Source organism: Streptomyces coelicoflavus (assembly GCF_003112555.1).
GTDB classification, from domain to species: Bacteria; Actinomycetota; Actinomycetes; order Streptomycetales; family Streptomycetaceae; genus Streptomyces; species Streptomyces coelicoflavus.
The window spans coordinates 1-24,704 of the sequence record NZ_BEWB01000008.1 but is presented as its reverse complement, the minus strand read 5'-3'; the positions used below and the strand labels follow the sequence as shown (position 1 = coordinate 24,704).

The 24,704-nt window shown below is 68.0% G+C and carries 11 protein-coding genes, 3 pseudogenes and 1 riboswitch; of the genes and pseudogenes, 10 read left to right on the top strand and 4 right to left on the bottom strand.

All coding sequences use genetic code 11. The features are described 5' to 3' along the window. Positions 1-20 precede the first annotated feature (20 nt). Complete coding sequence (locus Sco07f_RS19930) at positions 21-818, bottom strand: tyrosine-protein phosphatase (protein WP_007389097.1); 798 nt, start codon at positions 816-818, stop codon at positions 21-23. A 424-nt stretch (positions 819-1,242) separates the two neighbouring features. Then, positions 1,243-1,402: riboswitch (cyclic di-AMP (ydaO/yuaA leader) on the top strand. A 2-nt stretch (positions 1,403-1,404) separates the two neighbouring features. Between Sco07f_RS19930 and Sco07f_RS19925 the strand changes: the two genes are divergently transcribed. Next, entirely contained in the window at positions 1,405-2,361 is a 957-nt protein-coding gene (locus Sco07f_RS19925; RefSeq protein WP_108988643.1) for a M23 family metallopeptidase, read from the top strand. 261 nt (positions 2,362-2,622) lie between these two features. Continuing rightward, a complete protein-coding gene (locus Sco07f_RS19920; protein WP_007389120.1) occupies positions 2,623-3,408 on the top strand; it encodes an SGNH/GDSL hydrolase family protein in 786 nt (261 codons plus the stop codon). Between the two features lie 43 nt (positions 3,409-3,451). Here the strand turns inward: Sco07f_RS19920 and Sco07f_RS19915 are convergent, their stop codons facing one another. Next, positions 3,452-4,072: a TetR/AcrR family transcriptional regulator gene (locus tag Sco07f_RS19915; RefSeq protein WP_042822678.1), complete on the bottom strand. Its 621-nt coding sequence runs from the start codon at positions 4,070-4,072 to the stop codon at positions 3,452-3,454. 149 nt (positions 4,073-4,221) lie between these two features. Between Sco07f_RS19915 and Sco07f_RS19910 the strand changes: the two genes are divergently transcribed. From Sco07f_RS19910 to Sco07f_RS19880, 7 genes and pseudogenes are all read left to right on the top strand, one after another. Next, the gene (locus tag Sco07f_RS19910; RefSeq protein WP_167468159.1) at positions 4,222-5,457 is read left to right on the top strand and encodes an MBL fold metallo-hydrolase; all 1,236 of its coding nucleotides are present in this window, start codon (positions 4,222-4,224) and stop codon (positions 5,455-5,457) included. A 513-nt stretch (positions 5,458-5,970) separates the two neighbouring features. Next, a pseudogene (locus Sco07f_RS41355) lies at positions 5,971-6,308 on the top strand (hypothetical protein); the annotation flags it as partial. 175 nt (positions 6,309-6,483) lie between these two features. Beyond that, the gene (locus Sco07f_RS19900; protein WP_159106959.1) at positions 6,484-6,843 is read left to right on the top strand and encodes a CU044_2847 family protein; all 360 of its coding nucleotides are present in this window, start codon (positions 6,484-6,486) and stop codon (positions 6,841-6,843) included. Beyond that, positions 6,822-10,553 (top strand): serine protease, encoded by a 3,732-nt coding sequence (locus Sco07f_RS19895; protein ID WP_159106958.1) that lies wholly within the window; start codon positions 6,822-6,824, stop codon positions 10,551-10,553. Before Sco07f_RS19900 ends, Sco07f_RS19895 begins: the two co-directional genes overlap by 22 nt. A 116-nt stretch (positions 10,554-10,669) precedes the next feature. Further along, positions 10,670-10,893, top strand: a pseudogene (locus tag Sco07f_RS40625) (ADP-ribosylglycohydrolase family protein); the annotation flags it as partial. A 368-nt stretch (positions 10,894-11,261) separates the two neighbouring features. Then, a complete protein-coding gene (locus Sco07f_RS19885; protein ID WP_108988640.1) occupies positions 11,262-14,117 on the top strand; it encodes a hypothetical protein in 2,856 nt (951 codons plus the stop codon). A 537-nt stretch (positions 14,118-14,654) separates the two neighbouring features. Then, positions 14,655-15,878: pseudogene (locus Sco07f_RS19880) on the top strand (IS256 family transposase). A gap of 72 nt (positions 15,879-15,950) precedes the next feature. Here Sco07f_RS19880 and Sco07f_RS19875 read toward each other — a convergent pair. Together Sco07f_RS19875 and Sco07f_RS19870 are read right to left on the bottom strand one after the other, a co-directional pair. Then, positions 15,951-16,337 (bottom strand): hypothetical protein, encoded by a 387-nt coding sequence (locus Sco07f_RS19875; protein ID WP_244942078.1) that lies wholly within the window; start codon positions 16,335-16,337, stop codon positions 15,951-15,953. Positions 16,338-16,431: 94 nt separating this feature from the next. Beyond that, positions 16,432-20,631: a hypothetical protein gene (locus Sco07f_RS19870; RefSeq protein WP_159106957.1), complete on the bottom strand. Its 4,200-nt coding sequence runs from the start codon at positions 20,629-20,631 to the stop codon at positions 16,432-16,434. A 740-nt stretch (positions 20,632-21,371) separates the two neighbouring features. On the opposite strand from Sco07f_RS19870, the gene Sco07f_RS19865 reads away from it, so the two are divergent. Next, positions 21,372-24,704: NB-ARC domain-containing protein (locus Sco07f_RS19865; RefSeq protein WP_159106956.1), on the top strand; the 3,333-nt coding region annotated here is incomplete at its 3' end.

The window sequence follows — 24,704 nt, the reverse complement described above, 5'->3', positions numbered from 1 at the left end:
GGCCGTCGCGAGCGGGTGGCTCAGTCCACCATCCGCTCGCGCAGTCGCTCCCGGGTCTGCGGAGTGAGCCGGAGGCCCTTCTCCAGGTAGGCGTCGACGCCGCCCCACGTCTCCTCGACGGTCTCGAAGGCCGCCGCCAGGTACTCGGCGCGCGCGTCGAACAGGGGGCTGAGCAGCTCCATGACCTCGGGTGAGTACGCCGAGGCCGCCGAGCCGCTGCGGCGCACCTTGTAGCGGCGGTGCGCGGCGTTCGACTTCAGGTAGTCCTCGACGACGGCCTCGCGCTCGACGCCCAGGGCGAGCAGGGTGACGGCGATCGACAGGCCCGCGCGGTCCTTCCCGGCCGCGCAGTGCATCAGCGCGGGGACGCTGTCCTCGGCGAGCGCGTGCAGGACCCGGGAGTGCTCCGCCGTGCGCTCCGTCATGATGAGGCGGTAGGAGTTGATCATCCGGTCGGCGCCCTTGCCGTCCGCCAGGATGTCCCGCAGCTGGTCGAGGTCTCCGTCACGGACCATCTTCCAGAACTCGGCGCCGTCGGCCGGGTCGCTCAGCGGCAGGTTCACATTGCGCACGCCCGGCAGCTCGACGTCCGGGCCGTCGAGCTTCTGGTCGGCAGCGTTGCGGAAGTCGAAGATCGTGTGCAGGCCCAGTGAGGCCAGGAACGCGGCGTCCTCCCCGGTGGCGTGCGCGAGGTGGCCGCTGCGGAACAGCACCCCCTGGCGCACCCGCCGGCCGTCCACGGTCGGCAGTCCGCCCACGTCCCGGAAGTTGCGCACACCGGTCAGCTCGGGTTCGGTCGACGGGACCTGCTGCGTCACGGGGGCTCCTCCCACTCCGCCCCGCCGTCGCTGCTCGCCGGCGGGCACCACTCGACGATACGGCATGACCGGTCGGCGAAAGCCGCTGCAAGAGGGCCATTGTGGACCGGTAAAGGCATTCTGTCCGAATTGGCGCTTTGGTAATAACTGGCCCTGAAATGACGGATGGTGGATAAGGGGCGCGTGAGCAGCGTCATATCCGTGACCGAGCGTTGTCCGTCATGTTCACGTAATGCCGCCGGTTCTCAAGGGTATTCAGGGAAAACAGTGGGTCGGAAATCGACGCAGGGTCACCGGTTTTTTCATAAAGGATCAATCGAAACGCCTGTCGCCGGAACCTCGCGCTTGTCCCTGTGCGTCCTGGTCCCTTACGTTCACCACCGATCCGGACGGACGCCTAATCCTGCCGCCGACCGGAGCCCGCACTCATCCACCACCCGTACACGGCAGGAGCGGGGGACCCACAGGTAAAACTGCCTGTTCCGGTTCCCGGAACGGCTTGGGGTAAAGCCGCGTTTCGGCGCGGCCGGGCATCTCCAGCCCGCACCCGACAGCTCACCTCGCAGGCGCCGGAGAGGAATTCACCATGCCCGCGAAGGGTAAGCACCGCCGTACCAGGGCCATGCGCCTGACCCGCACCATCGCCGTCGCCGGAACCGGTGGCGCCGCGCTCGCGCTTCCGCTGCTGGGTGCCGCCTCCGCCAACGCCGCCCCCGCTCACTCCGTTTCCGAGCAGGCCGTGCAGTCCATTCCGACGTCGGCCAAGAAGTCCGCCGCGAGCAGCTCCGACAAGAACTCGGACTCCCGGACGTACACCGTGAAGAGCGGTGACTACCTTTCGAAGATCGCCGACGAGCAGCACGTCGACGGCGGCTGGAAGAAGCTCTACGCGGACAACCGCGAGGCCGTCGGTTCCGACCCGTCGCTGATCCACCCCGGTCTCGAGCTCGCGATCGGCGGCCAGGCCGCCAAGTCGTCGGCGCCGTCCGCCGCGCAGTCGCAGAAGCCGGCCGAGAAGCCCGCCGCCGAGAAGCCCGCCGCCGACAAGTCGACGGACGCCGAGAAGGCCTCCTCCTCGGACGACTCCGGCTCCTCGGAGTCCTCGGACACCGGCGCCCAGTCCACGGGCACCACCAGCGGTTACACCTCCCCCGTCGCGGGCGGCACCGTCGGTACCCCGTACCACCAGTCGGGCAGCATGTGGTCCAGCGGCTACCACACCGGCACCGACTTCGTCGTCCCGACCGGCACCTCGCTGAAGGCCGTCGGCGCGGGCACCGTCGTCTCGGCCGGCTGGGGCGGCGCGTACGGCAACCAGGTCGTCATCCAGCTCGCCGACGGCCACTACGCCCAGTACGCCCACCTCTCCTCGCTCTCCGTCTCCGCCGGTCAGTCGGTGACGGCGGGTCAGCAGGTCGGCCTCTCGGGTGCCACCGGCAACGTGACCGGCCCGCACCTGCACTTCGAGATCCGCACCACGCCGGACTACGGCTCGGACATCGACCCGATCGCGTTCCTGCGCTCGCACGGCGTCTCCGTCTGACGTCCGGCTCCGCGCAGCCACCGTGCCCCGAAGGCCGGACCCCGATCCCCGGGTCCGGCCTTCGGCGTACCCGGTCCTCGGCGTACTCGGTCCTCGGTGTACGACGCCTTCGGAGTACTGCGCCGTATTCCGGAATTGACGAACACTTTAGGCGTGGCCTTTCTCACCGACCGTCAACCCCTTCCTACGGTCGCGTAGGTCACATTCCAAGGTGAATCATGGGCCGACGTGGCAGACGATTCGAAGAGTGACAGCAGAGCAGTGATCGGGTCGTACGTGGCGGTGGGAGACAGCTTCACCGAGGGCGTCGGCGACCCCGGCCCGGACGGGGATTTCGTCGGCTGGGCCGACCGACTGGCCGTACTGCTCGCGGACCGGCGCCCCGAGGGCGACTTCACGTACACGAACCTCGCCGTGCGCGGCAGGCTCCTCGACCAGATCGTGGCGGAACAGGTCCCGCGGGCCGTCGCCCTCGCACCGGACCTGGTCTCGTTCGCGGCGGGCGGCAACGACATCATCCGGCCCGGCACCGACCCCGACGAGGTCGCCGAGCGGTTCGAACTGGCGGTGGCCGCGCTGACCGCCGCGGCCGGCACCGTCCTGGTGACCACCGGCTTCGACACCCGCGGGGTGCCCGTCCTCAAGCATCTGCGCGGCAAGATCGCCACGTACAACGGGCACGTCCGGGCCGTCGCCGACCGGTACGGCTGCCCGGTGCTCGACCTGTGGTCGCTGCGGAGCGTCCAGGACCGCAGGGCGTGGGACGCCGACCGGCTGCACCTGTCGCCGGAAGGCCACACGCGCGTGGCGCTCCGCGCCGGCCAGGCCCTGGGCCTGCGCGTCCCGGCAGACCCGGACCAGCCCTGGCCGCCCCTGCCGGCCCGGGGCACCCTGGACGTGCGGCGCGACGACGTGCACTGGGCGCGCGAGTACCTGGTCCCGTGGATCGGACGCCGGCTGCGCGGCGAGTCGTCGGGCGACCATGTCACGGCCAAGGGAACGCTGTCGCCGGACGACATCAAGACGCGGATCGCCGCGGTGGCCTGAGCCTGAGAAGGGGAGCGGGCGGCCGGTTCCCGCGCGACGTCCCCTAGCGTCGCGTGGCCGTCAGGGCCGCTCGCTCCAGACCCAGTTCCCGGGCCAGTGCCTCGTCCACCCACTGCTGCGCCCGGGCCCGCGACACCGTGCCCGCGTACGACGTGAGCTGCACCGCCAGGCCGTCCAGCAGCGCCGTCAGGCGCAGCGCGGCGGCGTCCGGCTCGGGGCAGGAGAACTCACCGGCGGCCGCACCCTCTTCGATGACCTCGGCGATCGCCGTCTTCCACTGGCGGTCCAGCTCGCGCGTGACCTCCCGCAGCGCGGGTTCGCGCGGCGCCGCCGCCCAGCCCTCGATCCACAGCCGCCAGCCCTTGGCCTGACCGGTCGGCGCGTACCACCGCACGGCCGCCCGCAGCCGGCGCAGCGCCGACGTACGGCGGGCGAGCAGCCCGCGCAGATGGGCGAGATCGGCCTCGGCGGCGTGGGTGAACGCGGCGGCGACCAGCCGCTCCTTCGTGGAGAAGTGGTAGAGCACCAGGGCGTTGCTGACACCGAGCGCGGCGGCCACGTCGGCGATCCGCACCGCCGCCACACCCCGCGCCGATATCTGCTCCACTGCCGCGCGCAACAGCTCCTCGCGCCGCTCGGCCACACTCAACCGGACTCTCCCCACACACGTCACCCTATACAGCCCCCCGGACGTGCGGTGACGCGCTCCCGGTCCGCCGCGGACCGGGAACACGGATGTGACATCCGTCGTTCGAGGTGACGTAGCACGAGACGACGACGATGAGAGCTTGATCCACTCCACCTGGAGGTACCGTGGCCGCTTTCCGTTTCCCGAGTGCCGGGTTCAGCGTGCCGCGTCCCGCGGCCTTCGGCGCGGACCCGGGCGGCGAGCGCATGGCGCGCATCCGCAGATCGCCCCACTTCCGCGACGGGGTCTTCCAGAACCCCGGGGGCACCGCCCGGACCCGCCCCTCCGGCTCGGCGACCGAATTCGCCAAGATCTACTTCAACAAGGAGGCGCGGGCCCGGCGGGCCCCCGAGGGCACGGTGCCGGTGCACGCCACCACCCTCGCCGACCTCGCCCGGCCGCCCGCCACCGGGCTCCGGCTGACCTGGATGGGCCACTCCAGCGTGCTCGCCGAGATCGACGGGCAGCGCGTGCTCTTCGACCCCGTGTGGGGCGAGCGCTGTTCCCCGTTCCCCTTCGCCGGCCCCAAGCGCCTGCACCCGGTTCCCCTGCCGCTGGCCGCCCTCGGCCGCGTCGACGTCGTCGTCATCTCCCACGACCACTACGACCACCTGGACATGCCGACCATCAAGGCGCTGGCCGGCACGGACACCGTGTTCGCCGTGCCGCTGGGCGTCGGCGCCCACCTCGAGCACTGGGGCGTCCCCGCCGGCCGGCTGCGCGAGCTGGACTGGCACGAGTCGACCCGCGTCGGCGGCCTCACCCTCACCGCCACCCCGGCCCGGCACTTCTGCGGGCGGGGGCTGCGCAACACCCAGCACACCCTCTGGGCGTCCTGGGTCGTCGCCGGGGAGGAACACCGCGTCTACCACAGCGGGGACACCGGCTACTTCGACGGCTTCCGCGAGATCGGCGCCGCGCACGGCCCGTTCGACGCCACGATGATCCAGCTCGGGGCGTACGCCGAGTTCTGGCCCAAGAACCACACGGACTATACGCCGCTGCCTGGTATGTGGCCAGACATTCACATGACGCCTGCGCAGGGGGTGCAGGCTCATCTTGACCTGCAGGGAGGCGCTCCGGGTGGGGTGCTGCTACCGATCCACTGGGGGACGTTCAATCTGGCTCCGCATCCGTGGGCGGAGCCGGGGGAGTGGACGAAGGACGCGGCCGAGGAGGCTGAGCAGGCAGTGGCGTTTCCGCGGCCGGGTGAGCCGTTCGAGCCGGCGGGGGAGCTGCCGGTGGAGCCGTGGTGGCGGGCGGTGTCGGGTCCGATCGCGCACCCATGGCGCCGTCCCCGGATCGTCGAAGGCGTGGCCGGGACGAGCAAAGGCGATCTCGACCTCGCGGGGGAGCAGTGACGTCGGTCGGGGACGAACTTGGGGAGATGGTGCGGATGATGGAGCGTCTGCCTGCTGACGAGCAGGATCGTTTGCTGCGCGCTTTGGACGGAGCAGCGTCCCGAGTGGAGTGTGAAGTCACTGCTCAGCGCCTTCGGCCCTTGCCGTCCCTGGAAGCCTCGTCTCGGCTTGTTGTCCGAACCCGCATTGTGGAGCGCTGAGCCGGCAGGAGGGCGTCGGCTGGGCAGGGCTCGGCCGCTGACGGCCCCCGGCGCCCTGCGGCCGGCACGGGGGCGCTCGCCACAGCCCGGCGCCCCGCCGCTCCCCCTCGCCGACAGACCGCTCACGACCACGGAGTGACCATGACGCGTCCCTTCACCGCCCTCGGCTTCCGCGCCGTCTCGTTCCTCGAACTGCCCTGGCTCGCCCAGGCGCGGTACTGCGCCGCGGTGAACCGGCTGCTCACCAAGAAGCACCGCTGACCCGCCCAAGCTCTGCGGCGGGCTTACAGCGTTGCAGGCTGTCGCGGCCGGGCTTCCAGGCTGGGGCATCGCATACGTCGTAGGCCTCTCCGTCTTTGCCGAGCTGGCCGCTCTGTTTCCGTTGCTGCTCGTCAACAACCGGTGGCGGCCGTTGCACCCCCAGGGTCCTCGCCCCGCTGGCCTGGACCGCCTCGGGTGTCCTGGTCCTGATGGCGCTGTGGCAACTCGTGGTCGCTTTTCACCGTTGAGAGCGAGACCTACATGTCGAGTGGTACAGCACAGACCGTCTGGGGCTTCGCTTTCGCCCCGCTGTTCGCCATCCCGGCCCTGATGATCGCGGTGACCTGGTCGTACGCAAAACGGCACCGGGCACGGGGACAGGTACAGCGACCACGAGATGGCACTTACGCCCCAGGGCGCCGCTGCTTCGAGCAGGAAGCGTGCTGGCGGACGCGGCGCTGGATTGGCGAGGGTTGTGAAGGTTTTCCGACGGGCGACCGGCGGGATCACTAGGCTGAACGCAACTGTGGAGGCGATGTGCGGGCAAGTGAAGGGGAGGCGCGGGGTGCTGGACGAGCGGGCGGGGGTCGACGCGTTGGCAGGGGACGAGACGGCCGTGGTTCCGGTGACGGTCGAAGGACATCCGCTGTATCTGTCGGTGCGGCGGCTGGAGTCCAGTCATGCCGGTGCGGACGAGCGGGAGATCGCGGCTTCACGGCCGACCCTTGAGGAGGCTCTGGACTCGCTGGTGGGGGTCGCCAGAGCGGTGGGGACGCGCTTGGAGCAGACCGGCAGTCAGAAGGCGACCGTTGAGTTCTCGTGCGAGTTCGCGGTCGAATCTGGCACGCTCGTTGCGGTCCTCGGCAAGGCCACGGCCAGGTCCGCCTTCAAGGTCGCACTGGAGTGGGCCGCACCGACGCCGTGACCTCCCTGAGCAGCGGCACTCGGGAATTGCTCACGGCGGCGACGGTGGCGCTGGTGATCCGTGCACCTGGTAGTGCGTCGCTGAGGTACGGCACGGGCTTTTTCATTGCGCCAGGCACTGTGGCGACTTGCGCCCACGTGATCGCGGACAGCGCTGAAACACTCCCGGAAGTGGTGTACGGCCGGGTGGGTGGCTCGGAGCGTGAACTGCGGCTGCGTCCCGCCCTCGATCTGTACTTCCGCGACCGGACCACGGGCCTTGACCTGGCCCTGCTGCGAGTCGTGACGGACACCGGCGGCGTGGCCGCCCCCGCCCCGTGGGTGCTATTCCACGACGACCTGCGGGACGGCGACGGGGTCTGGGTCCGGGGGCATCCGGAGGGAATGTTCCGCAGCGGCCAGTCGGTTCAACTCGACTACCAGGGCCCTTCGTCGCGCGACCCGGACGGACTCGGCCTGCTGGAACGGTTCTGGGGTCCCCCCATCGGCGGGGGCTACAGCGGCAGCGCGATCCTCAACAAGCGCACCGGCGCCGTCAGCGGAATGCTCTGCACGTCCGACCACGCCGGCAGCGTGCACGCCCTCTCCGCCACGGCACTGCTCTCCCACTGCCCACAACAGGTCCAGGAGCTGCACAAATCCGCAGCCCGCGCGGTAAGTCTGCGAGTGAGCAGCAAGATCTCAGATGTGGAGCAGCCCTGGCTGAGTACCCTCTCAGATGACCAACTCCGGGCGGGCGGCTGGGCGTTCCCCAGCCGCCGACTGCGCGGCTACCTCGCCGCCGCCGCGCGGGCGGCTGAGTCCCACCCTTATCCCGGAGTGGCACCAGGCAACGTCTCCCCGCCGCTGTCGACTGTCTACGTCAGTCAACACGCCCATTCCATAACGATGCTGACCCGGCCAGACCAACTGGACACCGAGGAACGGGTGTCGGCCTCGACCATCCTTGACGACCACATGGACGCCCTGGCGGTCGGCGGACCGGGCGCGGGCAAGTCCAGTCTTCTGCGCAGCTTCGTGCGGGAATGCGTGGCGGGGTGGGGTGATGCGTGGGCCGGGGACGAAGGCGACAAGGGCACCGGCGGCTCGGGCAGTCGTGCGGTCGAACAGTCCGCGCCGCCGAGTCCCGGCCTTCGCCCCGACCGCACCGCCCGCCTCGCGCCCACCCCTTTGCTGGTCCCGGTCTACGTACAAGCGGCCGATCTGGTCCCCGACCGCCCCTTGGCCGAAGCGCTAGAAGCCGGAGTCCGGGCCGATGCCGGGCGGTTTGGTCCGCTGGAGGCATGGTCGGCCGAGTTCTTCCGGGGGCCGCCCGCAGCGCATGCATCATGGCTCGTACTCGTGGACGGGCTAGACGAGTTGCTGGCCTCCGAGCAGCGTCAGGTCGTGCTCACCAGGCTGGCGGGTGTACGGGCCGCCGACCCCGAAGGGGCGATGTACCGATGCGTCATTGCCACGCGCCCCATCCCAGAGCTGCCCACATCGCGCTCCCCGGTCTGGCGGGCCGCCGTCTTCGACCTTCTGCCCTTCGACACCCGCCAGCTGCGGGACTTCGCCGAACGCTGGCTAAGTGCCCTCGGCCTGCCCGACCCCGAGCCCGCCGCGGAGCAGTTCACGCTTCAGTTCGGCGAGCAACGTCGCCAAGCGCTCGTACGCGTACCGCTCATGGCCACGATGCTGTGCCAGCTCTTCGCCGACCAGCCAAAACCCCCGCTGCCGACCACCCGGCACGAGGTGTATCGCTCCTTCATCGAGCTTCTGCAGAGCAGGCAGTATAGCGATGCGGCTTCCGGGATCATCCCCCAGGCCGCGGTTGCTGCCGCCAAGTACGGCACCACGGCAGTCCACACTGTGGAGCGCCTGCCCGCCCAGGTCGTGGGTCTGGCCGGAGAACTCGCCCTGGCCTGGCTGGACGGGGAGCAGCTGTCGGCCGGTGAGCTTTTCGCCGCACGCACCGAGGACCAGCGCCCTCCCGACCTTCCCGAGCAAGTCTGGCGAGAGATCCTGCGTGAAACTTTGCGCCGTAGCGGCCTGTTCACAGAACGCGGCGGCGACCTCGTCTTCATCCACCAGACCCTGCTGGAATTCCTTGCCGCGCGACGCGTAGCCGAAGACCCCCGGCGGGCCGACGTCGAGCTGCGTAACGTCTTCGGCCACTGGGTCACACGCCCGCCCCAGGAATGGCGACGGCAAGACTCCTTCACCCGCTTCCTGATCGCGGCTGTGACGGACCGCCCCCTGCTCAGCCGAGCCCTGTGGCGCTGCGGAAAACGCTGGGAGGGCGCCCGCTTCATTGCCGAACTGGTCGCGGACGGCATCCCGGTCGCGCCCAAGTCCATGCGCCGCTGTGCCGACACGCTCGCAGCCGCCGCGAAGATGCCGGAGTGTACCGGCTTCTTCCGCCGCGAACTCGCCCAGCACCTGCGCACCCTCGACGACGACAGAGACGCGCGCATCCTCACCGCCGTTGCCACAGACCCCATGATCAGCGACGACGACCGCATTATGGCCGCACGGACCCTGGGTTCCCTTCACGGCAGCGGCTACACCGAATCCCTGCTGAGCATCGCCGCCGACACCGACGTAGGCCTGCTCGCCAGGGTCGAGACCATGCAGCGCCTCCTGGAGGGGCTCGGCGACACCACCCACGGCAAGCAGCTGCTAGCCATCGTTGCCGACCCGGTGTTCCACGATGGGCTGCGACGGGATGTGGTCAACGCATTGCGCTCGGCCGACCCGAAAGGCTGCACCGAACTGTTCTTATCCTACGCCCAAGACCCCGAACTCAGCCAGAACGCCCGAGCCCTCGCGCTCCGCGAGCTCGCGACAGCGGGTGACCCGCGCGCCCCCGCACTGTTGCTGGCCCTGGCAGGCGAGAGCACAGCCGACAGCACGCTGCGATACGAGCTCATGAGGACCCTGCGCTCCACCGACGCTGACCGCTACGCGGAGCTTCTTGTCTCCTACGGAGCCGACTCCGGCCTCGACCCAGGCACCCGCGTCACTGCGCTTGGCGAACTCGCCCACACCGGTGACGAACGGGCCGCCGACCTGCTGGCCTCCCTCGCCACGGAACTGGACGCCGACCCCGTTGGTGGGGAACGCGTCCAGACCGCCCGGCTGCGGGTCGCCGAGCAACTCGCCCAGCTGAACGACCCACGCGCGGACGAACTTTTCATCACCCTGGCCGGCGACATGTCGGTCGCCGCGCCGATCCGGCTGGGTGCCGCAGACGAGTTGCAAGCCATGGGGAATGCCTCCGCGGCCGATATGTATGCGGCCTTGGCCGCCGACCGTGTGCTGGACGAGCACGCACGCGTGGCCGCCGCCCAAGCGCTTACCGAGGCCGAGCCGGGCGGGCACAGCCCCCGCCTCACCGCCATCCTGGTGCAGCTGGTCATCGAACCCGAAATGCCCGAGACGGCACGTGACGATGCGTTTCGGTTGCTCGACCGGTACGCGGCCGGTGCTCACAGGGTTCAGGACCCGCGCGACTCCCACCGCCCTCGCACGGCCGAGGGCGTCTTCGAACTCCTCACCCGCGTGGCAAACGACGGAAACAACTCACGCCTTCAGCGAGCTTGGGCTGCCAAGGCAATGCGTAACCTGCCGTATCTGCGCCGCCTCAGGGAAGGGCCGGCACCAGGGGGTCCCGTCCCCGATGCGCCAGGCGGCACCCACTCGACGTGGACACGCTTGCCGGAGCCATGACCCATGGTTCGCTGGGTCCGGCCAGTTTCCGCGCAGGGGCAGAAGCCCACGCAGGCAGCCCAGTTGGAAGGCCACAGGGCCATAAGCCTTCGGCTCGGCGCGGTTGACCTGCGAGAATGAAGCGGATTCAGCGAGCGGCCGGCGCGGCCGTCGGTTCAGCGGTGGGTGGCGCTCTAGGCCCCCTTCGAGTTTCGCTCCCCCCGGGAGCGTTCTCCGTGCGGTTCCCGCTTCCGGTGCTGGGGGCGAGATGTGCTGAGACGGTGGCTGGGACCCCGGCGAGGCCACTGACGACACGCAGATGGCCGTCCTGGTGGCCGAGTCGCTGCTGGAGCGGGCTGGATCAGTCGTGAGTCGGCGGGGAGCTTCCCTCGGTGGCGGCACCGATCGCGCACCCGTGGCGTCGCCCGGTAGCGGCGGATGCGGCACCGCTACAACTTCGACAGGAAGTCGATCTTGCGGGCGAGAAGACGCGGTCCTGCACTGCGAGAACCGCAGGTTCCTCGCAAACGTCATGTGGGACAGCATTGGTGGAACTCGCCCGTGCGGGCGGCCGCGTTCACCGCAGAAACGAGCCTGCGCCCTCACTCGGACCGGGGCCACCCAGGCGCCCTGAGGCATCGGTTCCAAGGACGGCTGCGGCGGGCTCTGATGAGGGCCTCGGCAGCGGAGCCGTGGACGAAACGATCGCGAGTAAGGGAGAATTCAGCGATGAATAGCAAGTGGTCGCGCTCGCGAGGTGAGGACGGCGGCAGGGACGCCGGGAAGATCGCGAGTGCGCCGGTCCCGGGGGATCGCGGGATCTTGGCGGGTGCCGATGTGGGGGTGGGCATCACAGGAGACGGGAACCAGTTGACCGTCGATGGCGATGTTGTCAGCGGCGACAAGCACGAGACCCGCACGACGACCGAGTACCACTACCACGCCTCGGCGCTTGCGGCGGCCGGGACATCCTCGACCGCGCTCCCGACCCATGTTGACCGGCGGCAGCAGGCAGAGCTGATTCTCGTCGGGCCGCTGAACACCGAGATGCTCGCCCCCCTCCTTCGCCAGGCTGACACACTCCTGCCGACAGACCCCGAACAGGCCGCCCGCCTCTACGGACAGATCGCCTCCAGCCTGCACGGCACCGGCTTCCACGGGCACGCAGCTGTGATGCAGCGCAAGCAGATGGCCGCCCTGCAAGCCGCTGGCCACAGCGTCGCCGCCGTGGAGATGGCAGGCAATCTCGCCGTCGCGTCCCTGCGCGCCGGAGACTACGACCAAGCCCGGTCCCTTACCAGAGACATCGCGAGGCTGGCGCTCAAGAGCACCGAAGCCGGGGAACCGCGAGCAGACCGAGCAGAGCGAATCGCGAAACTACTGCAAGCCACCGCGGACAGCCTGCTCCACCCGCTGGGCGAGTTGGACAGCCTTCGTGAGGTCCTTTCGGCGAGTTCTGCCGAGCGGGATCCCGAGTATCGTCCCGTACTGATTCTCCTGCTCGCAGAGCAGGCACTGGCCTTCGATCCGAACTCGGTTCGTGAGCTCGACGGGCTCGTGTTGGAAGCCATCGATGCCTTTGCCGAACGGGGCAACGACGCGGACCACACACTGCTCCGACTCCGTCTCATACGTGCCCACTACGACCCTGCCGAACGACGCGCACTGCGCCAGCGGGCGCGCCGCCACCACGTGACGGACCGCCCGGCGGCGATGGTCTTCGCACGGGAGGGCAGGCGGCTCGCCGAAGAGGGGGAAGCAGACGCCGCCGTCGAGGCGTACCGCGATGCCGTCAATGCCGGCATCCGCGCCGACTTGCCCCAGGATGCTGCGGACTGGCTCTACAGCATCAGGACCATCAACGTCTCGTACGGCCCGTTGGCGGGCGACATCGACGACGAACATCGACTCGCACAGGCACTCCGCGCAACCGGCACGGGTCGCCTTCTGGTCCGGTCCCGCCAACCCCGGGAGCAGGCTATGTCCGCACTGGTGCGGCAAAAGCCTCGGGAGGCCATCGCCGCCGCGCAGCGTTGGCTCGTCGACACCGTGGTGACGGGTGACTGGACGGGAGAACTGGAGGCACTGCGTTTTCTGGCCGACCTGTACCGGGAAAACACCGAGGCAGGGCTGGCGGCGATCTACTATCAGCGAGCGGGAGAGGCCAAGGCGGCCAAGAAGCTTGCTGCCGCCTCCGGCGACAGGCTCCTTCCTCTCGGGCCTCTCCAAGGCGTGCCCTGGCGGGTCTCCCGTGCACGAGCAGCACAGCTGGAAGCACAGACAGACCTCCTGGATGACGATGCCGCCATCGCGCTCCTTGGTGAACTCATCGACATAGCTCGACGGCTGCTCTCCGGGGATCTGGCTGAATCTCCTCTCCGGCACCTCCTACATCAAGTCCTCAGTAGCGCCTGTACCCTCGCCCCTCGGGGCACGGCCGAGCAGGCCAGTCAGGTGCTCACCGACCTCGTCGATCTCAAGCGGACAGGTCGAGGCGCAACCCGGTTCGCCATCGCGTACCGGCACCCGAGTCTCGCCCTTCCAGCCGTCACCAAGCTGCTCGACGAAGCAGAGCAAGGTACCTACGACGCTTGGGAGGCACTCGGCGAGAGCCGGTGGGTTCAGATCCTCACCGCCCCATCGTCCCCGCTGACGGCAGCCGAGCAGACGGCCTGCCGAACACGGCTCGCCACCCTTGCCACCCTCGCCGAGGACAACAAGTACCCAGCCGCCCTCGCCCTGAGCCAGGTGGTCGCTGACCACCCCACCGTGCGGGCCGCCGCCCTTGAGGCCTTGGACCGCATCCAGTCCCGTCCCGCGCCCGACCCGCACAACACCACCATCGGCGATCAGCTGGCGAACGACGCACTCCTGGTTTGCCAGCTCGACGAATCCAGTCGCCGACGCTGCGCCTACAGACTCATGGAAATCGCCTTGGACAGGCGCGAGATCGCCGACGCCCGACGCAGCGCCCTGAACGGCCTCCGCAACCTGATCACGGACTTGCCGCGGGCCGATAGGACAGCCATCTACCACCAGGCTAAGCCCTTCGTCCTGGGCGAGCAGGATGGCAGTCACCTTGACAGCGAAATGACCGGTACCCCTCACCCACTCAGCTGGGCCCGCATCTCCTTCGGCACGGCGTCCTTGCGCGGGCCGGCCCTAGAGTTGGCGCACCTCGCCGCGGAACTCGATGACGAGCACCACTGGGTGCGAGAGAACGCCATCGCATTGCTCCGTACCGCCGTTCCCTCGGACGTCGGAGACGCAGCCCGTGTTCTCGCGTACCTGCCGCCGCAGATCGCGCTCAGTGTTGACCCCGCGCTGCTGGTCACACATCACAACAGGACCGTCCGTCAGGCCGGCGCCTTTCTCGCCGTGTCCCATGCGGGTCAGCACCCCCGAACCATCCGCCGACTCGCTGAAGACAACGACCACACCGTCCGCCGCACATTGGCCGAGGTCGCTGAGCTTCGCATGAAGGAGGGGCCTATCGACCCGGTGGTACCGGAAGTGCTGGAGCGGCTCGCCGAAGATGTCCGCGCCAGCGTGCGACATGCGGCCGTCGCCGCTAAAGCGTCCTGAAGGACGTTGGCGGTCGCCGGCCAAGTAAGGCGTCGGTTTCGCGGGGGCGGATACCCACTGGTCTTGGACCCCGTAGGCCGCGGCACGTACGGCATGAGATGGTCGTGCCGGATGATTCCGGGGTCCACCTCACTTGCGCCGTGTCGCCGTGGTCGGAGCGAGCTCGCTCGCCCTCCCGATGGCGTTCGTGCCAGCTCAATTCCTCGGAATGCGTCGGCCTGGGGACCGCACATTCAAGTGCGGTGTCCGGGTGCGGTGCGCGAGGAGTAGACCGATGGCTGTTTCAGGGGTAATGCGACGCGTGTGCATCGCGGCCGCGGCGGTATCGGCGGCCCGCGGTCGTGGGCTTGATTTTTGTGGTTGTGCTGGTGGATCTGGGATGGCGTCCCGCTGAGTGGTGTAGGGGATCTTCGCGGTTGAGTGCGCGGGTCCCGCTCCCTGGAGTGCACCGTCTGCCGGTGACTGCTCCCTGCTCAACTGGCAGGCCGCCGTGTAACTGTCCGGGTGAACGGGCAGTTCGCGCTCAGAGGGTGCACGGTGGCCTTGTCCCAGCATGACCTACTTCTCCTGCTTGAGTCACTACGTTCGGCCGATGGTCTTGAACTTGTCCGCGAGGTCGCCGAGCGGCTGTTGCAGGAACTGATCGAGGCGGAGGCGAGTGCGAAGATCGGCGTCGAGTGGGGACAGCGCACCGGCACCCGCACCACCTGGCGCAACGGGCACCGGGAGAAGACGGTGACCACGCAGCCCCGGCGACCTCGAGCTCGCGATCCTGAAACTGCGGGCCGGGAGCTTCTTCCCCAGCCTGCTGGAGCGCCGGCGGCGCATCGGCCAGGCCCTCTACGCGGTGATCATGGAGGCATACCTCCATGGCGTCTCCACCCGCTCGGTCGACGACCTGGTCAAAGCGCTCGGCTCGGACGCCGGGATATCTCAAGAGCGAGGTCTCCCGGATCTGCGCGGACCTCGACAAACAGCTGGACGCCTTCCGCACCCGTCCGCTGAAACCACATCCGCTTCCCCTGCCTGTTCCTCGACGTCACCTACGTCAAGGCCCGCGTCGACCACCGCATCGTCTCGCAGGCGGTCGTCATCGCCACCGGCGTCACCCAGGACGGTGGCCGCGAGGTCGTCGGGGTCATGGTCGGCGACAGCGAGACCGAAGTGTTCTGGGCCCAGTTCCTGCGTCACCTGCGCGAACGCGGCCTCGGTGGCGTCCGCCCGGTCATCTCCGACAGCCACAGCGGTCTGGTCAAAGCGATCCGCAAGGTCATGCTCGGCGCCGCCTGGCAGCGCTGCCGGGTCCACTTCGTCCGCAACGTCTGCGCCGTGGGCCCGAAAGGCTCGGCGGAGATGGTCGCCGCGACGATCCGCACGGTCTTCGCCCAGCCCGCCGCGGACGCGGTCCGCACTCAGCTCGACACCGTCGCCGACATGCTCGGCTGGCAGTTCCCCAAGGTCAGAGAGATGCTGTTGGAGGCCAAGGAGGACCTGACCGCGTTCGCGGACTTCCCCCACCTGCACTGGAAGAAGAATCTGTCCACGAACCCGCTCGAGCGGCTGAACCGGGAGATCAAACGCCGCACCGACGTCGTCCAGGTCTTCCCCAACCCGGCCGCCGTCCTCCGCCTGGCCACCGCCGTCCTCGCCGAACTCCACGACGAATGGATCGCCTTCCCCCGCCGCTACCTCTCCAACGAAAGCATGGACGCCTTCTACCCCGACGACACGATCGTCCTGCCCGCCGCGTCAAACGACTGATCGCCTACACCACGATAAGAAACATGACCACTGGCTCAGAGACCCACGTCAAGTGTCGGTGGGAACGTGTGCCTACACGTCTCCTGTCGATGCGGTACCGATGTCGCCGCCAGCCGCTATCGACCGGCCGCCGGCTGCTGTCGCGCCGCCTGGTGCTGCGGGCGTTGCCGTCGGCATAGCCGGAGGGACTGCGGGGGCAGCGCCGTCCCCTGTTGTGGCGATGCCGATGTTGCCTCCGGCGGCGATCGATCGTTCTCCGGTGGCGCTCACGGACGGCGATCTGCTGGGCGTCAGCGAGAAGTGGGCGTACAGGGCCAGGCCGATACCGATGAGCCCGGCAGCACCGCCACCGACGCTGGCCCACGGATCTGCTGCGTCGACGTCGATGATTGCGCCTATGACCAGTGCCACTGCACCCACCCCGCACAGCCCAATACCTGCATACATCAGTGCCTTCATGCCCTCATCATCCCCTTTACGTGTCCTTCGGCCTACAGACATTGGTCGATCGCGTGGGCTTGAGTGTCCGCTGAGCTCAGGTGTGAGCTGTGGTCTAAGGCATGCCGGCAGAGGTGGCCGCAGCAGCCTTCGACTCGACCAACACCATTCGTACGGCCGACTGTAGGGCCTGGGGTGCCGTTCGAAGGACGGCATGGATGGAGTCGTGCCAGGGGGCGAGGCTGAGCGCTTCTATTGCGGCTGCGCGGCCTCGGGCGCTGTCACCCGATCCTTCAGCGATGGCGGCTTTCAGGCAGCCCAGCCGACTCCTGGTCCGGCCCTCTGAGGCCAAGGCGTTTGAGATCACAGAATCGAGCGCACCAGTGAGTTGACCAGCGTAAGCGTTCTCCCCGTGCTGGCGGGCTGCCGCGGAGATCGCGCACAACGCTCGTACCTGGTCGTAGGAGTCGGGCAGGGCATGGGCGGCAGCAGCAGCTTCAGCATACTGCTGCCTTTCTATAGCGAGCTCAACGGTGGACAGAAGCGCCCATTTCTGCTGTTCGTGGTGGCTGATGTCGGCGGCTACGTCGATAGCCGCGCCATAGTCCCCGCGCTGAGCGGTCCAGTAGGTGATGTTGCCAAGGACCCGGCTGCGCTGAAGGGGGTCGGCCAGGCTTCTTGCCAGATCGAGGCCCTTCGTTGCATGTCCGAATGCGGCCATTGCTTCGGCGACTGACGCTGTGGCCTCGTCCTTGGTAAAGGTGTCGGGCAGTGCGAGTGTCAGAGCTCGTGCCTGGTCATGCTGCCCTGTCCAGGCGAGTGCTGCTGCGGCTGAGGCGACGGCTTGCTGATGATTGTGTTCTTCGGTGGCCAGTTCGACAAGGAAGGCAGCCTCAGCCGTCAGGACGTCGTCGCTCTCCTCCTCGTCTGGCTCGCGTGTGGGCGGGGTCGGCGGCTTTGCGGCCCTGTCGTCCGGGGTGACGGCCCGGGCCTGCAGGAGCTTGTCCGCGATGTGCTGGCTGACAGCCGCGGCGAGCTTGGAGCGGCCCTGGCAGAGCAGCACCCTCACGCGTTCGTACAGCATGTGGTCGGGCCAGGTGGCAGCGGTCAAGATGTCAGTCAGAGTGCGCGCTTGACGGGCCAGAGCTGAGTGCTGCGAAAGGTGGCCCGTCCTAGTCAGGGACTGCGCGGCGAGGGCAAGCGCTTCAGCTTGCTTCGCCGAGTCGGGGAGGGCCTGGATCGCCTCAAGCGCTCTGGACCCCGAGCCAGCCCGCGCCCATGTCGCGGCCACCGGAGCAAGAGCGCGGGACGCGCGCGGGGACAGAGCAAAGTCCTTCACTAGAATGAGGGCCTTCTCATCCTCACCGCGAGCGACCAAGCCCTTGGCCACGGCGGCTAGGATCTCCGCCCTGATCCAGGTGTGCTGGGCGGTGGCGGCCAGAGCGATCGCAGCATCGTCCTGACCGGAATCGGTAAGAGCCTTCGCCATTGCGACAAGGGCAGCTTTGCTGTGATCGATTGAGACAACCGGTTGGGAAGAGCGGCTGCTTTCGAGTTTGCGCAGCCTCTGTAGCAGCTGGCTGGCGAGCTCCAGTGAACCGGCTCGGGCCGCGGCGGCTGCGACCCACCCCAGAGCTTGCGCCCGCCGGTATGGGTCCAGGATCGTTCGGGCGATAGTATCGCCGTCTTGGGGCCTCCCGCACCTGGCCGCGCCGCAGGCCGCTTCCAACAGGGTTGTGGCCTGTCTGTTCGGGTCGCTTATCTCTTGGGCAACCTCAATGGCGAGATCCGGTGCACCCGACTCAGCCAAGATCACCGACAGCGTGCCGACATGATGAGTATCTCCCAGCGCGGTGCCCTGTCGGGTGGCGGCGGAGGCTTCACGGGCAAGCTCTTCTGCTTGCTGGCGGCTTCCGGCGCGCATGTGGGCATCTGCGAGGTGTGCCAATGCCCTGCTTCGGCTGCGGGGAAGACTCAAGGTATGCGCCAGTCGGGCTGCAGGGCCAAGGCCGTCTGCTGCCTGTGCCAGGGCGGCGACGACGTCCGCGACGGCCTCTTCCCGCTCGTTATGGGATTTGAGGGGCTGTAGCAGTTCGATGGCGTCCTCGTGTCGACTGGCGAGGGCCAGGGCATGCGCTGCCATGGTGAGGCCGTGGGCGCGCAAGTTGTCAGCGGTTACTTGGGCGGCGAGGGCTGCGGATTCGCGAGCGAGCTCGACGACGGTGCTGCGGTCCGTGGCCGACTCGGCCAGAGCAGCTGCGACCCGTGCCAGGGACGTCATCTGGGCGTACGGGTCCGACAGCGACCGGCACAGTTCGGCTGCTCGCTGATGTTCGCCTGCCTGGGCCAGTGCCGCAGTACTCGCTGCCAGGGCATTGTCCGTTGCTTCCGAGAGTGCTTCCTCGGCTACCGGGACGGCGTCCGAAGACTGCCCGTTTTTTGCCATGGCTATAGCGGTGTTCACCAGCAGGTGGGCTCGTAGGTCGGTGTCGCCGACCGTTCGAGCCGCCGTCAGAGCATCTGGATAGCTACCTTCCAAGATCATGGTCTGCACTGCTGAGACAGGCATGATGTCGGGTATCGATGAGGCGGCCGCATGGGCGATTGCCTCTCCCGCGTGTCGTTGCCCAGACTGCAGCGCGGCAAGAGCAGCTTGCGCCAAAACCCGGCCACGGACCTCCGGGGGCTCCAGTGTCCGCGCCATGTCGATCGCCCGCTCGGGGGAGTTGGCAAGGGCTAGCATGGTCGCGGCGCACCCCACCGCTTCCTCGCTGCGCGGTCTGGCCACGGTGCCTGCCAGTCTTGCCGCCTCGTCAGCCACCTCTGCTGCTTGCGGTAGATCACCAACGGCAGCCAAGGCCCGTACCACGCCCGTGAATGCCTGCACTCGCGCCAACTCGTCTTGGCGGGCACGGGCCAGACTGATCGCGCGCCGCACATGGCCCAAGCTCGCCCACACAGAGATCAGCGCGTTCGGAATGCACTCACTGCGGGAACGCAGAGCGTCACGTCGGACAGCGAGGAGGAAGGCGTCACTGACATCCGCCGCATCGGAGGCGCCGGAGGCCACCAGGCCGTCGAATGCAGCCGAGAGTTCTGACAGTGCGTCAAGATCGGAGCCAGAGCGCTGCCACAACCGGCTGTGGCGGTGAGCATCACCAGCCAGCCGAACGAGCCGCGCAGTGTCCGCCTGCGTGCGCAGTAGCTGGCTATATCCACGCAGCAGGTACTCCGGTGTGTGGGGCGGCCAGTGCCGCTCATGAAAGGCGTCCGCCCACTCATACAGTCGTTCCCGATGCCCTGCCAACTCCTCGTCAGTCAGCAGATCAAGAGCGCTCCGCTGGATCTCCTCGTGGGCCAACACGTAGACGCCCGCCGCCCTGCGACCAGCCTCGCGGGAAGTCCAATGAGGTGACCGAACCCGGAAGGCGCGCCCGGTGACCGTGCTCAACTCCAACTCCACCAAACGCGAACGTGTACCCGCCAGCGTGGCCAAGTCCGCAGCCGTCAATCCGCCGCCGGCCGCCGTCACCAACCCGAGAAGCGCACGTGCCAGGCCACCTGCATTGAGCATGCGCAGCAGACTGTCCTCGGCCTCCCGGCGCACTGCAGCGGCAAATGACGAAGGCGTCAACCACCGGTCAATAAGGCTTTCCCGCAGTGGGTGGGATGCCGGCACGTCGTCCGGGACGGGAGGGTGCGGCCGCCCAGCCACAATCACGCGCATACCGTGCGAAGGCGAGCGCGGCAGTAGAGCGGCGATGCTGTGGCTGTCGGGTCCTGCCAGCACCCCACGGTCCTCATCCAGACCGTCGACCACGAGCACCAGACGTCGGCCACGCCTCTTGCAGAGTGCAGCGGTCCGTGCCATCGCGGCGAGCAGGCTCTCCTCACGCGTGTGCTCAGTGACTGCCGGCTCCTCCTCGCCCAGCAGCGCGTAGAACTGGCGGTGCACCACCTCGCAAAAGGCGGTGCGGTCGTTCTGCCGGTTCAGGCGCGAGGTGATGAAGAACGACACGACGTCGACTTCAGGAGGCGGCGCAAGGACGAATGCTGCCATCAAAGCAGTCTTGCCTGCCCATGCGGGGGCCAGCCACCGCCAATACGCGTTCACCCCTGTGTCTACGTCCCCGGGCGCAACGCTGAACGCTGCCATAGCCGCCAGTTCGTCGTGCCGCCCATGAAATTCGGTAGCGGCGAGGGATTCGACCTGGTAGCGGTAATCGGAACTGGCCACGCGCGGTGGCGCGGCCACCTGATAGACGTTATTGCCATCACCAGTCACGACGACGCCGATGTCCCCGCCAGCCGCCACCGAGCGAACACCGGTCGCCAGAGGGGACCCGCCGACGGGCAGTGCTTCCTGCCGGCTCGGACGGCTCCACCATCTACCGACCACGAGTGACCACTCCCCTCCCCGCCTTGCACCCTGTCTGCTGGCCGCATCGATGCCGACGTAGCGAGCCCTGGCGTGACGTCGCTGACGATGGCCAACGGGACCTGCCGGATGAAGGACCGGGTGGCCCGTTAGCTTACAGAAGCGATGGGTGCCGTATGGCATGCGTAGGTCGGAGCCGCCCTGGACCGATGCTGAAGTCGCCCCAGGGTTGACGGACCGCCACGCCACAAGCCGATCTCCTCGGTGAGGGAGGAGTTGTGTCTCCAGGTGGGTGAGACCGAGCACGACGTGGTGGGACACCTCGCTGAGGCGGCGGTCACGGCGTATAGAGGGCCGGGGTACCGGCCAGTCTGCCAAGCCGTACTCGTCGGGCCAGGGGTACCTCGGTACGCAGGTTGCCGTCATTGGTGCGGACCGGCCAAGGAAGCCCGGGGACGTCATTCATGATCTGGCCACGGGCGCGATGGCACCCGCTAGCCTGCCCGCTCCGCGGGCTCTGCTCACGCACGCGGGGAACCGTCACGGAAGTCCCACTTGCATCTGGGGTTGAGCTTTCTGGGCCGGAAGCCATCGCACATATGGCCGAGCTGCCCTTTGTTGTCATACCTCGCGCCTAGTCTGAGTCACGCGTGTAGGGCTCGGCGCAAGGGGGTTGTGTGGCGATCGATGGTGGGCGCGTTGCTGCTCGCGGGTTCCAGTATCAGTACCTGCGAACGGTAGAGGCTTTGTTGGCTGGCATGCAGCAGGGCGAGGCGACTGCTTGTCGTGTCGAGGGGCCCGGGAATGCGGTGTCTGTCCACCATGTGGATTCGGTCGATTTCGATCTGGTCGATGACTCTGGTCGCTCGCTGCTTGCGGTGCAGGTGAAGAGCGCTGGTGCAGGACGGACCGTGAGGGCGCGCGAGGCAGTGTCGGTGCTGGTTCATCTGGTCACCGGCTTCGAAGCCGACCAGTACCGCTTGATCACGTCCGCTGTCGCGGACGAAGGGTGCCTGCATCTGAGTGAGTTGTTGAAGCGCCACGGTGGTGACATTCCGCGTCTCAAGGTGGGGCTCCAGGAGCTTTTGGCACGGGCTCCGGCCGCTTGGGGCCTCTGCCAGGCGTTGTCCGCCGAGCACTGGCAGCGCTTGGGACGGTCGGGCATTGAGTTCGATGTCCGCAGTGATGAGCAGTTACGTGAGGACCTCCACAGTGCGCTGCGCTTGGAGCGCGAGAGGGCGGGGCGGGGGCTGTCCGGTCAGTCCGGCGGGCTCGTGCTGGGCTGTTTGGTGGCCGAAGTCATGCGTCGGGCGGCTGATCCCGGTCTGGCGCAGTGGGATGTGAGTGATTTCCGCCGTTCACTGCTGGTCGGTGATGAGGAACTGCGCGCGGCTCTGGGGCGGCAGGATCTGGGCATCGTGTTCGGGCAGGCGCCTCCGGTCCCGGAGGTGGACCGGGCGCACCTCGTCGAGAAGGTAGGCGAGGTACTGCTGGGTGGGCACGATTTGGCGCAGGGTGTGCGGACGTGTGTCATCACGGGTCTGTCGGGTCTGGGTAAATCCAGTCTCGCCGCCGCGTACATCGCGGCTGAAGCTTTCCGCTATGACGCTGTGTTCTGGGTCGACGCCGAGAGCGAAGAGTCTTTGGTGGCGTCGTTCGTCCGGGTGCTGGCACACCTAACGGGTAGTGCCGAGCAAACGGAGGTGCGGGACCCACGGCTGGTCTGCGAGCGGGTTCACGCCGAGCTGCAGTCGCTACCCGGGCGTTGGCTCATGGTTCTCGACGACGCAAGCGCGTCCGTTGCCGGCGCATGGATACCCCGGCGGGGGCACGGCCGGGTCATCGTGACGGCGCTGGGTGGTCACTGGCCGAGGACGGAGGGGCTCATCGATCTAGAACCGATGAGCTGCGAGGAAGCACTCGAGCTGCTGCAGCTGCGGCTGTCGGTCGGTGTACAGGAGGCTACCGAGCATGCGTCGGCACTGTCCCGGCTGGCGGACGTCTTGGAGCACTGGCCATTGGCGATCGAGGTGGCGTGTGGCTATCTGGTCAGCTGCGGGGTGGGCGTCGAGCGGATTGCTGCTTATACGGAGACTCTGGTGCACCGTGCTGCCGACGATGAACAGTCGGTGCCTGCCGGTTATCCGCGGACTCTGGCCGCAGCGGTCGCGCTGACCATGGAGCGCCTCATGAGCAGTGCGCACGGCCGTGGCCTGCTGCAACCGACTCTGGACACGGTGGCTGCGCTGTGCTGGCTCGCACCGCGCCGGGCGCCGGTGCATCTTGCTGCAGCATGCGCGTTTTACGAGCCCGAAAACATGCCGCCGTCTCCCGGATGGCTGGTCTTCGATGAGGCCCGGGTACCGATACGGGAGGTCATGCGCGAGCTGCTTAATGTCTCCCTCGTACGGTGGGACGAGCCGCTGCCAGCCCGGCACGAGCCGTTCCCCGGAAGCGATGACACCGTGTCGATGAACGCGGTCCTGCAGCAGATCATCCCCCGGTACCTGAGAATGACCGGGGCAGAGGTGACGGCCGCATTGTCGGTTCTGGCCTTCCACACGGACCGCTGGCTGCGTGGAGCTCTGCTCACCGGTCAGGCGGAGCGGAGCTGGGAGCTGGCCCAGCACGCTACTAATCTTGTTGGGCACATCCGCTCGGCAGGAGCAGCGGATACGTTCACCGCTCTGCTCATGGGCAATCTTGCCGCGTTCCATCAGGCCCATGGCCAGTACGAGTCCGCGCAGGGGCTGCTGCAACTGGAACTCGAATGGCTGGCACAAGCCGGCAACCCCGACCAAGGGATGGCCGCCCAGGCGCGCACGTCACTCGCCCACCTCGTTCAGCTACGCAACCAGGAGGGTGCCGCCGTTTGCGTGGCCAGCCACCTGGATCCTGTACTGGTCTATCTGCGTAAGCTTGACGGCCGCCTGCACGACAACATCGCCGACCTGCCGGCACAAGCGTCCCTGATCCTTCAGATGCAGTTGCGCAGAGGAGCCGACCCCTGGTTGGAGGAACTGCTGCATGGGTTTCGTTCCCTTGCCGATGGCCTCCCCCGAATCGATAGGGAGCATACGGCGCAGGACCTCTTGGCGATCCAGGATCTGATCCGGCAGGGAGAGGCCGAACGCGCCGAGCACGCCGCCGCCGAGGGCCTGGCGCGATCCGTCGATCCGTGGGCTTCGAGCACAGCCGACTTCAGACGCCTCTTGGTCGAGGCGCTGGTGCTGCAAGACAGATGGACCGAGGCTGATGCTGCCTTCACCGACTTCCTGCCTTATGCCGGTCCCCACACGCTCCATGGGTTTGCCGTGCATCACCTAGTGCACAACGTCGGCTGCCAGTGCGCATGGAAATGGGTGGTGACCGGGGAACAGCGTGCCGTGCAGTTGCTGGGACGACTGTTGAAAGAGACTCGCATCGCCGACAATCCAGCGTACGAGACGGACACCGACGAGGCCCGATTCATCCTTCTGCAGGCGGCCTACGACGGCTGGCGCGCCGTGCACGAGGACGCAAAGGACGCGGCACCCCTTCAGCTGCTTGCCCGCCTGCGGGACAAGACGTTTACCGACCCACATGACCCCGGGAGTGTGTGGGAGAGGATCTTCCAGGGATTGATACCGCGGTTGTCAGCTGTTGCGGGCGAGACCGCACACCGCCTCCAGCAGGAGGCCGGCGAAGCCGTGCTTAGCGAGTTCTTGCCGATGCTGCAGGCCGATGAGAACCTGCGCGCCGTGTACGAGGAAGCAGGCTGTTTCTCGGTGCTGTCCCTGTCTACGGACCCCGTCTACGGGTTCCTCGCTGGCCGCTCCACTGTGGACATCCTCCTTCCGGAAATTCAGGAGCTGTTGCCAGCGGCGAGGGCCCTGGTCGTCCTGCAGCCTCATCAGATGCTCGGCGCCACCTCGTCCGAGAACGGTGAGTCAGTCGAGCTGCAGATCCACCGGGCCTGCGCCAAGGGGCTGCGTCGCCTGGTGGGACCGCAGCCGACCATTCCCTCACTG

Excerpts from the sequence above, each read along its gene's own strand:
- Sco07f_RS19885 (WP_108988640.1), top strand. The coding sequence starts at position 11,262 with ATGAATAGCAAGTGGTCGCGCTCGCGAGGTGAGGACGGCGGCAGGGAC.
- Sco07f_RS19875 (WP_244942078.1), bottom strand. The coding sequence starts at position 16,337 with ATGAAGGCACTGATGTATGCAGGTATTGGGCTGTGCGGGGTGGGTGCA.
- Sco07f_RS19925 (WP_108988643.1), top strand. The coding sequence starts at position 1,405 with ATGCCCGCGAAGGGTAAGCACCGCCGTACCAGGGCCATGCGCCTGACC.